This window comes from Rheinheimera salexigens (genome assembly GCF_001752395.1).
GTDB lineage: Bacteria > Pseudomonadota > Gammaproteobacteria > Enterobacterales > Alteromonadaceae > Alishewanella > Alishewanella salexigens.
Genome location: NZ_MKEK01000001.1, coordinates 2268021 through 2280463 on the forward strand (window position 1 = coordinate 2268021; position 12443 = coordinate 2280463).

12 protein-coding genes are annotated in these 12443 nt (G+C 42.3%); 7 read left to right on the forward strand and 5 right to left on the reverse strand.

Annotated features, from left to right (window positions below; all coding sequences use genetic code 11):
* Positions 1-2: 2 nt before the first annotated feature.
* Positions 3-848, reverse strand: a complete 846-nt coding sequence (locus BI198_RS10315; RefSeq protein WP_070049485.1) for an AAA family ATPase — start codon at positions 846-848, stop codon at positions 3-5.
* A gap of 121 nt (positions 849-969) precedes the next feature.
* Between BI198_RS10315 and cysK the strand changes: the two genes are divergently transcribed.
* Entirely contained in the window at positions 970-1956 is a 987-nt protein-coding gene (gene cysK, locus BI198_RS10320) for a cysteine synthase A (RefSeq protein ID WP_070049486.1), read from the forward strand.
* 122 nt (positions 1957-2078) lie between these two features.
* A complete protein-coding gene (locus BI198_RS10325) occupies positions 2079-2537 on the forward strand; it encodes a hypothetical protein (protein ID WP_070049487.1) in 459 nt (152 codons plus the stop codon).
* 83 nt (positions 2538-2620) lie between these two features.
* On the opposite strand, the gene BI198_RS10330 is transcribed toward BI198_RS10325, so the two are convergent.
* Both BI198_RS10330 and ggt read right to left on the reverse strand, forming a co-directional pair.
* The gene (locus tag BI198_RS10330) at positions 2621-3361 is read right to left on the reverse strand and encodes an enoyl-CoA hydratase-related protein (RefSeq protein WP_070049488.1); all 741 of its coding nucleotides are present in this window, start codon (positions 3359-3361) and stop codon (positions 2621-2623) included.
* A gap of 32 nt (positions 3362-3393) precedes the next feature.
* Positions 3394-5148: a gamma-glutamyltransferase gene (gene ggt / locus BI198_RS10335; RefSeq protein WP_070049489.1), complete on the reverse strand. Its 1755-nt coding sequence runs from the start codon at positions 5146-5148 to the stop codon at positions 3394-3396.
* A gap of 195 nt (positions 5149-5343) precedes the next feature.
* Between ggt and rrtA the strand changes: the two genes are divergently transcribed.
* A complete protein-coding gene (rrtA, locus tag BI198_RS10340) occupies positions 5344-5985 on the forward strand; it encodes a rhombosortase (RefSeq protein WP_070049490.1) in 642 nt (213 codons plus the stop codon).
* On the opposite strand, the gene BI198_RS10345 is transcribed toward rrtA, so the two are convergent.
* Positions 5963-6637 carry an RluA family pseudouridine synthase gene (locus tag BI198_RS10345; protein WP_070050823.1) on the reverse strand — a complete coding sequence of 225 codons (675 nt, stop codon included), beginning with the start codon at positions 6635-6637 and terminating at the stop codon, positions 5963-5965. The genes rrtA and BI198_RS10345 overlap by 23 nt on opposite strands.
* Positions 6638-6816: 179 nt before the next feature.
* On the opposite strand from BI198_RS10345, the gene BI198_RS10350 reads away from it, so the two are divergent.
* Both BI198_RS10350 and mscL read left to right on the forward strand, forming a co-directional pair.
* Positions 6817-7515, forward strand: coding sequence for an RluA family pseudouridine synthase (locus BI198_RS10350; RefSeq protein WP_070049491.1), 699 nt, complete (start codon positions 6817-6819; stop codon positions 7513-7515).
* A gap of 144 nt (positions 7516-7659) precedes the next feature.
* A complete protein-coding gene (gene mscL / locus BI198_RS10355; RefSeq protein WP_070049492.1) occupies positions 7660-8058 on the forward strand; it encodes a large-conductance mechanosensitive channel protein MscL in 399 nt (132 codons plus the stop codon).
* Between the two features lie 231 nt (positions 8059-8289).
* Here the strand turns inward: mscL and BI198_RS10360 are convergent, their stop codons facing one another.
* Positions 8290-10782 carry a S9 family peptidase gene (locus BI198_RS10360; protein WP_070049493.1) on the reverse strand — a complete coding sequence of 831 codons (2493 nt, stop codon included), beginning with the start codon at positions 10780-10782 and terminating at the stop codon, positions 8290-8292.
* Positions 10783-11018: 236 nt separating this feature from the next.
* Here BI198_RS10360 and BI198_RS10365 point away from each other — a divergent pair, with 236 nt between their 5' ends.
* Positions 11019-11660: a sigma-70 family RNA polymerase sigma factor gene (locus BI198_RS10365; protein WP_083256599.1), complete on the forward strand. Its 642-nt coding sequence runs from the start codon at positions 11019-11021 to the stop codon at positions 11658-11660.
* Entirely contained in the window at positions 11644-12333 is a 690-nt protein-coding gene (locus BI198_RS10370; RefSeq protein ID WP_070049494.1) for a ChrR family anti-sigma-E factor, read from the forward strand. Before BI198_RS10365 ends, BI198_RS10370 begins: the two co-directional genes overlap by 17 nt.
* Positions 12334-12443 lie beyond the last annotated feature (110 nt).

The following is a 12443-nucleotide window of genomic DNA, read 5'->3' on the forward strand; positions in this document are numbered from 1 at the left end:
GCCTACCTGCCCGACCTGTTGGCCATAAATGCCAACTTCTCCACTAAGGCGACATCTTGCTCATTTTTTAATAAGGCGCCAAACATTGGCATTAATCCGCCTTTATGCTGCTTATCATGTAATGCTTGTGCCGATATATCTTCTGCTAATAGCAGCTTTAACCAATCGAGCAGTTCAGACGTAGAAGGCTTTTTCTTTAACCCGGGCATTTCACGTAAATCAAAAAATGTTTCTAGGGCCACATTTAATAACTGCGGTTGAATATGCGGATAATGAACATCAACAATGGCTCTTAAGGTATCGGCATCAGGAAAGCGTATATAGTGAAAGAAACAACGGCGCAGAAACGCATCAGGCAATTCTTTATCGTTATTTGAAGTGATAATAACGATAGGCCGTTGAATGGCTTTAATTTGCTCACCGGTTTCATAAACATGAAACGCCATTTGGTCCAGCTCATGCAGTAAGTCGTTGGGAAACTCGATATCCGCTTTATCGATTTCATCTATTAATAGCACCGGCCGCTGAGTGGCAGTAAAAGCTTGCCATAATTTGCCGGGTTTAATGTAATTAGCAATATCCTGTACTTTGTCGCTGCCTAATTGGCTGTCGCGCAAGCGGGATACGGCATCATATTCATACAAACCATGTTGGGCTTTAGTGGTTGATTTTACATGCCACTGAATAAGCTCAGTGCCTAAGCTTGCGGCTAATTCTTCTGCCAACCTGGTTTTACCGGTGCCCGGTTCACCTTTAATCAATAACGGCTTTTCTAATGTCACGGCAGCGTTTACTGCTAATGCTAATTCATCCGATACGATATAGTGTTCTGTACTTTCAAATGCCATTGCATCCTCTTTCTTGTAGTAAAATGGAATAAGATATAGCCAAATGCTTGGGTAATTTTCTTTATGTAGAGTATTCTGGTACCAATTTCTTAATTTAATTATTTTATTTTGGAGCTGTTATATGGCAAACGTTTATGCTGATAATTCATTGTCTATCGGGCACACCCCTTTGGTCAAACTAAACCGAACCATTCCTAGCAGTAGCAAAGGCAGCGCTAATGTCTACGCTAAAATTGAAGCCCGTAACCCTAGCTTTAGTGTTAAATGTCGCTTGGGTGCGGCCTTAATTTGGGATGCCGAGAAAAAAGGTACGCTAACAGCTGAGCATGAAATTGTCGAACCGACCTCTGGTAATACCGGAATTGCCTTAGCTTTTGTTGCTGCTAGCCGAGGTTATAAACTCACCTTAACTATGCCAGAAAGCATGAGCTTAGAGCGGCGCAAATTATTAAAAGCTTTAGGGGCTAATTTGGTGTTAACCGAAGCAGCTAAAGGTATGAATGGCGCTATTGCTAAAGCCAAAGAAATTGCCCAGTCTGATCCTAAAAAGTATATTTTGTTAGGTCAGTTTGATAACCCTGCCAACCCACAAATTCACTTTGATACCACCGGCCCTGAAATTTATACTGATTTAGATGGCAAGGTAGATGTGTTTATTGCCGGTGTGGGTACTGGCGGTACTATTACCGGCGTAAGCCGTTACTTAAAACATGAAAAAAAGCTTAATGTATTAACAGTCGCGGTAGAGCCGACCGAATCACCGGTTATTAGCCAAGCTAAAAACGGTGAAGACTTAACGCCTGGGCCACATAAAATTCAAGGTATTGGTGCTGGTTTTATTCCGGGTAACTTAGATCTTAGTGTCATTGATCAAGTAGAAAAGGTCAGCAGTGAAGAAGCTTTTGCTGCCACCCATCGTCTAATGCGTGAAGAAGGCATTCTAGCCGGTATTTCTTCAGGTGCCGCTTTAGTCGCCGCACAACGCTTAGCCGAAAAGCCAGAATATGCCGGTAAAAACATTGTTATTATCTTACCTAGTGCCGCTGAGCGTTATTTATCTAGCGCGCTATTTGCCGATGTATTTACCGAGCAAGAATTAAGCGTTTAACTTAACGTTAATACTGGTCTGGATATAACCGCACTTAGGGCAGTATTAACTGCCCTTTCTCTTTACATCTACTGCAACAAAAGTCAGACTTAACAGCTAGTGTTTTATAGGTGTTTATATTAATGGTTTTTAGTTGGCAATCTTCTGGTCTCTGGTTTGGGCTTTTATTGTTTTTGACTGCTTGCAGTGATCCCGCACCTGCCATCACTACCCAATGGGGGACGCCTGAAGCCATAGCGACAGAGTTTTTTGATGCCTTATATAATGCTAACGATTTAGATAAAGCCAAAAATTTCAGCACTAACAATTATGCCAATTTACTAGAAAGTTATGGCACAACTCGGCAAGTTAGCCGGATATTAATGAACGTCTCATTTGATGAAGTGATTATTACCCTTAACCCGAGCAGTAGTAATGTGCGTCAGCAGTATGATGATGAAGCGCATATTTCCGTGGTATTAACAGGCACCCATCAAGGCAAAAAAATTGCCGATATGCGTTCAGTAGTGTTAGTAAAGCAAAGTGGTCGCTGGTTAGTTAATGCTGTAAAAGCGGATAAATTTAGCCGCGCTGTACGATGACACTGCAATAGTGCTGCATCAGTGCGGCAAAAGCTCTGAGCGCATTCTGTGTTAGCAGCGCGCTAGTTTGGTATTCCCTCGCTTTAACTTTTTGGTCGAAAAAAACCTTTAATTCGTTGCTGACAATCATCACTAACCAGTAGTTGCTGAAAATGCTCTAGCTCGGTTGCTATGGTATCTAAGGTTAATTGTTGCTGTTGCTTACGCATTAATTTTTTAGTCGCTAATACCGCAGCAGCAGGCAATTTCGCTAAGGTTTGGGCTTTTTCTGTGGCTAATTGCGTTAATTTATCAGCGCTAACCACTTGATTAACTAAGCCCATTTGTACAGCTTCATTCGCACCAAAAGCTTCACCTAATAATAAATACTGCGCTGCACGTTGATAACCCGCTACTTGGGGTAATAGTACGCTTGACCCTGCTTCTGGGCATAAACCTAAAGCCGTAAAGGGCAATTGAAACTTCACTCTGTCCGTAACATAAACCAAATCACAATGCAGTAAAGCCGTCGTACCAATTCCAATGGCTAGGCCATCGACAGCAGCAATAATAGGCTTAGTAAAACGGGCGAGTTGATATAGAAATATTACCGTAGGATGGCTCGAATTTAATGCCCCCGCGCCCAGAAAGTCTTGCAAGTCGTTACCGGCTGAAAAGCAGTCACTGCTGCTGCCTAATAAAACCACTTTTATATCATCATCGGCTTCAGCGCGTTGTAACGCTGCAACTAAGTCTAGGTACATTTGCTGACTCAGCGCATTTTTCTTTTCTGGCCGGTGTAAACTAATTGCTAAAACACCTTGATTAAGCTCAGTTAAAACCATGTTAATAAACCTATTTTGTTTTAATTGCTAATTTACTTGCCCGCTGCCCGACCTTCACGCCGTGGATCAGCTGCACCTTGTAATCCCTGCTCTGTAATCATAATGCCATGCAAACCGCTGTTTAAATCTTGTAACTGCACTTTGTAACCCATTTTTTCTAAGGCGGCTTGCTGCTGTTGCAACGCGGTATCTTTTTCTAAGGCAAGGTAATCGTTACGATGGGTAAACTTAGGCAGTGCTATTGCTTCTAGCATATTCATCCGCCAATCTAGTACCGCAATAATCGTTTGCGCCACATAATTAATGATCCGGCTGCCACCCGGCGAGCCAATAACTAACACTAAGTTATTATGTTGATCAAACACCATCATCGGTGCCATTGATGAGCGTGGCCTTTTATTGCCTTGAACTTTATTTGCCACCATTTGGCCATTAACCGTTGGCTGTAAACTAAAGTCAGTTAATTGGTTATTTAATAAAAAACCGGCAACCATTAATCCAGAGCCAAACACATTTTCAATGCTTGTCGTCATACTCACGGCATTACCCTGGGCATCAACAATAGATAAGTGACTGGTATTTGGAAACTCAATGGCCTCACTCGCGGCTACAGCCGGCGCTAATGCCGGGCTACCGGCTTGCGCTTTAACACCCGCTTTATGTGATGGAATTAATTTACCGCGCTGAGCTAAATATTGACGATCAATCATGCCATTAACAGGTACTGCCACAAAATCTGGATCGGCCATATAAAGTTCACGATCAGCAAAAGCTAATTTAGCAGCTTGGCTAATTAAATGGGTCGCTTGAACGCTATCAGGTGCTACTTTAGCTAAATCATATTGCTCTAGCATGCCGAGTATTTGCATTACGGCTATACCCCCTGAGCTTGGCGGCGCCATACCACAGACTTTATACAAGCGATAAAGCATACACACTGGTTCTCGTTGTACAGTTTGATAGTTAGCTAAATCACTTAACTGTAGTTGGCCTGGATTTATCTTAGCATTTTGAACGGTGTTGGCAATTTCCTGGGCTATTTCACCACTATAAAAGCCGGCAGCGCCTTTACTGGCTATAACTTCTAAGGTTTTGGCATAAGCCGGGTTTGTTAAGGTATCACCTTGCTTTACAACCTGGCCATGCGGATAAAAGTACTGTCTTGACTGAGCAAATTGCGCAATCCCCTTATTCCAGCCTTTTTCAAGTTGCGATGCGGTACGTGATGACACAGCAAAACCATTTATTGCGGTATTAATGGTATCGGTAAATAGGTCTGCCCACGCTAACTTGCCAAATTGTTGATGGGCTTTTTCCATCATAGCAACAACACCTGGCACGCCGACCGATTTACCGCCAACATAGGCTTCACGCCAATCCATTACTTTATCATGATCAAAGAACAGCTTATCTGTTGCTGCAGCGGGCGCTTTTTCTCGACCATCAAAGCTGGTTAATTGTTGGTTACTTGATTGCCAATACAGCATAAAGGCACCGCCACCTAAGCCTGAGCTTTGTGGTTCAACTAGGCCTAACATTAATTGAGTAGCAATGGCTGCATCTACCGCACTGCCACCTTTAGCTAAAATATTTTGCCCTGCCATCACAGCTAAGGGGTGGGCAGCAGACACCATATATTTTTGTGCAGTGACTAAATGTTGTTGATAAATACCGGTGCCGGCTTCGGGCTCTCGGGTTTCTTGCTCTGCAATAGCGATAAAGCTGGTTAAGCTGGCCGTAAAACAGAAAGATAAGGCTAAAAAGGAGTGTTTAAATCTAGACGGCATGTGCTTGAGACTCGCTATGAATGATAGCTTTACCCTACCCAGTTAATTACTGAAGATCAACTAGGTTAAATACCAATAATCGCGGTTATAGTTCAAGCTGGCGCGTTATTTATAGTAAGCTAAAGCAACAGGCCGGCATGGTTAATCTATTCATTAACTGTCGAGCTATTTTCAACCCTTATTTAGGATCACCCTTTGTTTAAAAAAACAACATGGCATCAGCCAACTTGGCTAGCACAAAGTTGGCCTGGCTTTGCTTGGTTAAGTATTATTATCGTTATCGCGGCAATACTGCCACAACAGATACAACAGGCACTGGTCTATCAGCACAGTGCGATTATCGATGCTGAATATTGGCGCTTAGTCACTGGGCATTTATTGCACTCTAATACTTGGCATTTAGTGATGAATTTAGCCGGTTTAAGCTTAGTGATGCTATTGCATGGCCGTTATTACAGCTCAAGTACTATTATTTTATATGTTGGTTGTACTGCTTTAGGTATTAGTTATCTGCTGCTGTGGTTGGCACCCGACATTCAAGTTTACGTTGGGCTATCCGGCGTATTACATGCACTACTGTGTATCGGCGCCATCAAAGATATGCAGCAGCATGAACCAACCGGCAAAATCCTATTTCTGGGTTTAATGGCCAAAGTTGGCTATGAACAATGGCAAGGGCCTGATGCCGACTTGGCCCAATTAATTAATGCTAATGTGGCTATTGATGCCCATTTATTTGGCATTGTTATTGGGCTGCTGCTGGCATTACTACTTAGCTTGGTCGCTTATTTTCATCGCGCTTATGGCCGCAAATTTAAAAGGCCGCCGGGGCGGTAATGGTTAATACTTGCGCCGTTAATGGATGTAGAAACTGAATTTGCTCTGCATGCAGTAATAACCGCGAGCTGGCCGCCGCCACTGCATCTGGTGCGTATAGGGTATCGCCAACAATAGGATGACCAATAGCTTGCATATGCACTCGTAACTGATGCGATCGGCCAGTAATGGGGCTTAATTGCAGGCGAGTTTGCTGTTTTGTGCTATCTCGTGACAACACTTTGACGTCAGTGGTTGATGGTTTTCCTTCCAGCTGACAAACTTTATAGCAAGGCCGATTAGCCATATCCGCCGCTAAGGCTAAATCAATCTGTTGACTGTTGGCTTTAACTAGACCCGCCACCAGCGCAATGTAATGCTTTTGTACCGTTCTAGCTTGAAATTGCTTGCTGATATCAGATAAGGCCCGTTTAGTTAACGGGATTATCACGATACCTGAAGTATCATAATCCAACCGATGCACAATACTGGCGGTTAAAAATTCACGTTGCACACGACTAATAAGACAATCATGATTATCTGGGTGCCGTCCCGGTACCGTTAATAATTTAGCCGGTTTATTAACCACTAATACTATATCGTCTTGGTATAAAACGTCATAATCTTCACTGCTTGCTTGCAGTTTGGTTAGCGAATCTATTGCATCAGCCATGCGGGTCTCGATAAAAAATAACACTGGCCTATTATGCCGTAAAAACACCGCTTACAACAGGTTATGACCGAAAAGGACTAGTTGCTGCTAAGTAATTCCGCTAAGCTGCATTTTTTATTGCCTAACCCTTGTGGGCCACTTAAGCTTGATGAATATCATGCCAGAATACCTTGAATATTATGCCGTCATTATTTAATTATCAGCCACCGCAACAGCCTTGGCTGGATATTGTATTTGCAGATAAAGACTTGTTGGTGCTAAATAAACCTAGCGGTTTACTGAGTGTATCTGGCCGCGGCGCGCATTTAGCCGACAGCTTACTTAGTCGGGCACAACAACAATATGGTTTTGCCCAGATAATTAATCGCTTAGATTTAGCAACATCGGGCTTAGTAGTAATAGCACTTAGGCGCAAAGCAGAGCGACATTTAAAGCAACAATTTGCCGAGCGTAAGGTACTAAAACGTTATTTAGCGGTAGTGTGGGGACAAGTCAGTCATGCCTTGGGTACGGTCGATCTTCCTTTAGCCGCTGCTGGTAATGATCCGCCGCATAATCACGTTTGCTTTACCCACGGTAAGGCAGCCCTAACCCATTATCGACTACTGCAACAACTTAGCGACCGAGCATTAATAGAGTTAACCCCTATCACCGGACGTTCGCATCAATTACGGGTGCATATGCAAAGTTTAGGTTGGCCTATAGTGGGTGACCATTTTTATGCTTCCGAGCCAGCTATTGCCGCCGCACCACGACTATTATTACATGCTGCCCACCTGCAACTGCAACAGCCTTATAGTGGCGAGCAGCTAACTTTCTCTGCCAATAGCGATTTTGTTAGCGCATCAGGCAAATTAATGGCTGACTTTAACGAGTAACAAAAATTATTGAATACTAGTCATTTATTGTTAAAAACCCATTTTACTGCTTATATTAAGAAAGCTCACTGGCTTAACTATTATGGTTTTAATAGTTGTAGTTGCGATAATAACAGGGGCTTAACGCATATTAAGGGAATAATTATGAGCATGTTACAAGACTTTAAAACCTTTGCCTTACGCGGCAACGTAATAGATATGGCTGTGGGTATTATTATCGGTGTAGCTTTTGGTAAAATTGTGTCGTCATTTGTTAATGATGTCATTATGCCGCCGATTGGCGTAATGTTAGGGGGGGTTAACTTTACGAATTTAGCCGTTGTGATCCAGCAAGAGACTGCAACCCAAGCGGAAGTATTAATAAGATACGGTGCATTTATTCAAACTATTATAGACTTTTTAATTATAGCTTTAGCAGTATTTGCCGGCATTACTGCCATGAACTCAATGAAAAAGAAAGAGGAAGCTAAACCAGACACTCCCGCGCCTGTGCCTGAAGAGGTGGTGTTATTAAGAGAAATTAGAGACGCGGTTAAGAAGTAAAGTTTTAAGTGTTTAGTGTGGGCTGATTAAGATAAATTATGGAGGATCGGTTTTACCCTAAACTACCATTGAAGCCCTGGACGGGCGTAAATGAGCCCCCAGGGATGGGTTTACGGCGTGTTAGTGTGGGTAAACCTATCCGTATTTACATTTAGTTTTAGTTTTAGTTTTAAAGAAAAATAACTACATAATAAAAAGCCGCTACAACTTAATGTAGCGGCTTTTTTATACTTATAAGTTTTGTTCAAATAACTTAAAGATCCGGCGATATTCGTCTAACCAGCTGCTAGGCTGTCTAAAGCCATGAGCTTCAACGGGATAAAGCGCAATTTCAAAGTTAGGGTTTTCTTGTTCAATTAAGCGCTGTACTAAACGCACGCTGTCTTGAAAAAACACATTATCATCCACCATAGGCGCATTAATTAATAATGGCTTGGTTAAACCTTGGCTAAAGTAAATGGGCGAACTGCGTTCAAACGCAATAGGATCAATACTTGGCGTATTTAAGATATTAGAAGTATACGGCTGATTATAATAAGCCCAGTCTGTTACAGGCCGCAGTGCAGCACCCGCTTGGAATAAATCGGGTTGGGTAAATAACGCCATAAATGTCATAAAGCCACCGTATGAACCGCCATAAGTACCAATACGCTGCCGATCAACATTAGCATTTTGTACTAACCAATCTACGCCATCGGCTAAGTCATCTATTTCTGGCTTACCCATATGCCGATAAATAGCCGCACGCCAGTCGCGACCATAGCCCTTAGAGGCACGGTAGTCCATATCCATTACCACATAGCCATGTTGCACTAATAAGTTATGGAATAAAAACTCACGGAAATAGCCAGACCAACCTAAATCACTATTTTGTAAATAGCCGGCACCATGATTAAAAATAACCGCACGCCGTTTCTCGTTAGTATTTACATTATTTTTCGCCGCGGTATTTTCGGCCGCTTGGTACACCTTGCTAAAGATTGGCTGCGCTTGATGGGAGGATTTAACTGCTACTATTGTCGGTGCCACTAACGGCAATGCTTTAAATTGCTCAGACACGGTGTCGGTTAACCGAGTAACTTGTTTGGCTGGAGTTGCATCTGCAACATACAGTTCTTCTGGCAATAAGTTAGTTGAGTGGCGCAATAATAACTTGGTTTCATCCGGCGACAAGCTAAAGTCAGTGCTACCAACTAAATGGGTAACTTGCTCAATGGCATTATTAGTTAAGTTAGCCCGATAAACTTCATATTGACCTGGGTGCGCCATATTGGCTTTAAAGTAAATATAGTTATCATCTTGGGTTAATGTCGGATCACTAACTTCAAAGGTACCTTTGGTAAGTTTTTTCGCTTTACCGGTTAAGCTTTTCAGATATAAATGGGCATAACCTGACTCTTCAGATAAATAATACAAGGCTTGGCTATTATTCAGCCAACCAAAGTCATTAAACGCATAATTTACCCAAGCAGTATCATGTAAGCGATGTTGCGGAATTAAACGCTGTTTTTTCAGATCAACTGTGGCTAACCAACGGTCTTTATTATCAAACGCCTTTAACATCACGGCGACCTGCTCACCTGACGCATGCCAGCGAATAGCGCCTTGGCTCCAATACCAGTCGTTCATTAAACCAATATCACGAATGACTTTTTCGCTTTTATATTTTTCGCCTTTAGCTTTTGCGTTTTCTGCTTTAACACTGGCTAAAACATCTTCATTGTAACCCGGTAAAGTAGTATAGCTAAGCTCGGTGCGCTCACCGCTGCTTAAATCGATTAACCATAAGCGCTGTGGCTCAGGGCTAACATCATTAACCCGGGCTCTAACTTGCTGAGCAGCAACATCACCATTCGCCGTTATATAGTTAGGCATAATGTCTTTATCGTTGCGCTTGGTTTTTTTACGCGCAGATAACAGAATATAGTCGGCAGCTGGCGATAAACTTGCTTCAACAATTTGTAGATCTTTACCTAAATAAATGGGCTGCGGGCTAAGCGTACTATTGTGTTGTTGTAGCTGAATGTCGGCTTGATGGCGATCAAGTTTATTTTTATGACTTAACGCGACATACGTAATAAGTTTATGCTGTTCTTGCGCTAAGTAGCCTTTAGCTACTTCAGGTGCTTCTGGCGCTTTTTCAGTTTTTAAATTAGCTAATTCACTACGTAAACCTGTGGCTAAATTAACGGCGAAAAATTGCCAACCTTGACGATAGGCCAACCGACCATCAAGTAAAAACTGCGGCGAACTTTGTTTGGCGCTGTCTTGGGTTAATTGCTGTAACGTACCCTTATTCATATCACGGATAAATAAATTATCAGCAAAAATATACGCTTGTAAGCTGCGGTCTTGGTTATAAACCGCATTGGCCGCACCCATAGTATGAGCTTGCTGTAATGGTAGTAATTGGCCATTATCTGTGCCCGCCAAAGGTCGCACAAACCAGTCTCGGTTTTCATTACCTTGCTGTTTACGTTGATAATAAACCGTTTTGCTATCTGCCGACCAAAATGCTCGCTCAGGCTGACGCCCTAACCAATCTGGATCAGCCATTATTTGTTCTAAAGTTAATTTAATACTAGGGTCCGCTTTAAATACGGTGGCAACACTTACCGGTTCAATATTGTAAGTTTGTGGCTCTGCTTTTTTTGCTTGTGTTGGTGCAGCCAGCAATAAACTACAGAGCGCAATACTCAGTGTAGATTTAAATACAAGTTTCATAATGATGCGCTTATGCTAATAAATGACGCCTTGTTATACAAAGCTTAGGCAATTAACGCAACCGTAAGCACAGCAGATGCGGCTATTGGTTAGCCAAATACGACAATTTGGTCTGTTTTGTCTGCTGCTACTCAGTACTTTTTAATTTGCCAAACCACTAATCCAAAATCAAACCCACAGCGTAAAAAGCTAAATAAGGCTTAAATTGGTCTTTTTATGCCAAAGGAAGAGAAAACATGTTGAACCTAGCTAGCATGCCAAGGCATGATGAAGCTCACTATTCACAGTGGAGCTCACCCGCCGGAATGACAGAACAGGTTAGTTGGGAACAAACATTAGCGTCAATTGGCTTACAGCGAAACAAAGCGGCCTATGCATTATTATTTGCCCATTTTGCCCCAAGATTAAAAGCCTTTGGTATCAAACTGTTTGGTAACGAGCAACAAGCGCTAGAAATGGTGCAAGATACCATGCTGAATGTTTGGCAAAAAGCCGCCTTATTTGATGCCTCAAGAGGGGCCGCTTCAACGTGGATATTTACTATCGCCCGTAATGTTCGTTTTGATATGTTACGCAAAAAACAACGGCGTAAAGATGATATTAGCGCGGATGATTTATGGTTTGATGGCGAGTATCCTGAGGTAGAGCTGGAACAAAGTGATTATCATTGGGATATAACCTTATTACTGGATAAGTTAGCCCCACATTTTGCCCAATTGCCCCCCGCGCAAAGTGAGGTAATCACTAAAGTGTATTTAGAAGAAAAAACCCATCAAGAAGTATCAGATGAATTATCGATCCCACTTGGTACCGTTAAGTCACGGTTACGGCTTGCATTAGACAGACTAAAAGAGGCTTTTGATGGCTCACATAATTAAACATCATCCAAGCACTGAGTTGCTGCAACAGTTCACTACTGGCACCTTAGTGGCCGATATTGCTTTAGCCATCGCTGCCCATGTTGATATGTGCCCACAATGCCAGCAATTAAGTTTAGATATGGCTAACGATATTGGTACTGATATTGAGCAAACTGTTATTGATGCCCCCACTGGCAATGAGCAAAATAACTGGTCAGCCATGTTAGAAGCTATTATGCAACAACCTGTTGTTACTCTGAATACGGCTGAGCCAAAACCTATAGCAGCCGTTACAGTAAAAGTTAATCAACGTGAGTTTATATTGCCAAGGGCCCTACAACGCTTAGCCACAAACCATAATAAATGGTTGCAGCTTGGCGGCATTGCCAGTGCTAAAGTACCAGCAGGTCCGGGTCATCATGTGTCACTACTGCATATTGATAAAAATACCGCTGTACCTCAACACACCCATTTAGGCTTAGAGATAACATTAATATTGGCTGGTAAAATAGTCGATGAGGATGGCGAATATGGCGTCGGTGATTTATTAGTAAACTCACCCGATGTCACCCATACACCGCGCACACTAGCTGATGAAGACTGTTTGTGTTTATCGGTGTTAAGTGCGCCTTTACAATTTAAAAAAGGCTTAACTCGGTTATTAAATCCGTTCCAACAATTTTTTTATTAAATAATCCATTTTTAGCGCTAAATAAAAACGCCGCGGGTTGATAAATAATCCAGCGGCGTTGATAAACTTAATAACTAATCATTTCTCAGTGCTTACTTAGCACTAGCTAA

Coding starts and splice junctions, on each gene's coding strand:
- BI198_RS10315 (WP_070049485.1), bottom strand. CDS start 848: ATGGCATTTGAAAGTACAGAACACTATATCGTATCGGATGAATTAGCA.
- cysK (WP_070049486.1), top strand. CDS start 970: ATGGCAAACGTTTATGCTGATAATTCATTGTCTATCGGGCACACCCCT.
- BI198_RS10325 (WP_070049487.1), top strand. CDS start 2,079: ATGGTTTTTAGTTGGCAATCTTCTGGTCTCTGGTTTGGGCTTTTATTG.
- BI198_RS10330 (WP_070049488.1), bottom strand. CDS start 3,361: ATGGTTTTAACTGAGCTTAATCAAGGTGTTTTAGCAATTAGTTTACAC.
- ggt (WP_070049489.1), bottom strand. CDS start 5,148: ATGCCGTCTAGATTTAAACACTCCTTTTTAGCCTTATCTTTCTGTTTT.
- BI198_RS10345 (WP_070050823.1), bottom strand. CDS start 6,637: ATGGCTGATGCAATAGATTCGCTAACCAAACTGCAAGCAAGCAGTGAA.
- BI198_RS10350 (WP_070049491.1), top strand. CDS start 6,817: ATGCCGTCATTATTTAATTATCAGCCACCGCAACAGCCTTGGCTGGAT.
- mscL (WP_070049492.1), top strand. CDS start 7,660: ATGAGCATGTTACAAGACTTTAAAACCTTTGCCTTACGCGGCAACGTA.
- BI198_RS10360 (WP_070049493.1), bottom strand. CDS start 10,782: ATGAAACTTGTATTTAAATCTACACTGAGTATTGCGCTCTGTAGTTTA.
- BI198_RS10365 (WP_083256599.1), top strand. CDS start 11,019: ATGTTGAACCTAGCTAGCATGCCAAGGCATGATGAAGCTCACTATTCA.
- BI198_RS10370 (WP_070049494.1), top strand. CDS start 11,644: ATGGCTCACATAATTAAACATCATCCAAGCACTGAGTTGCTGCAACAG.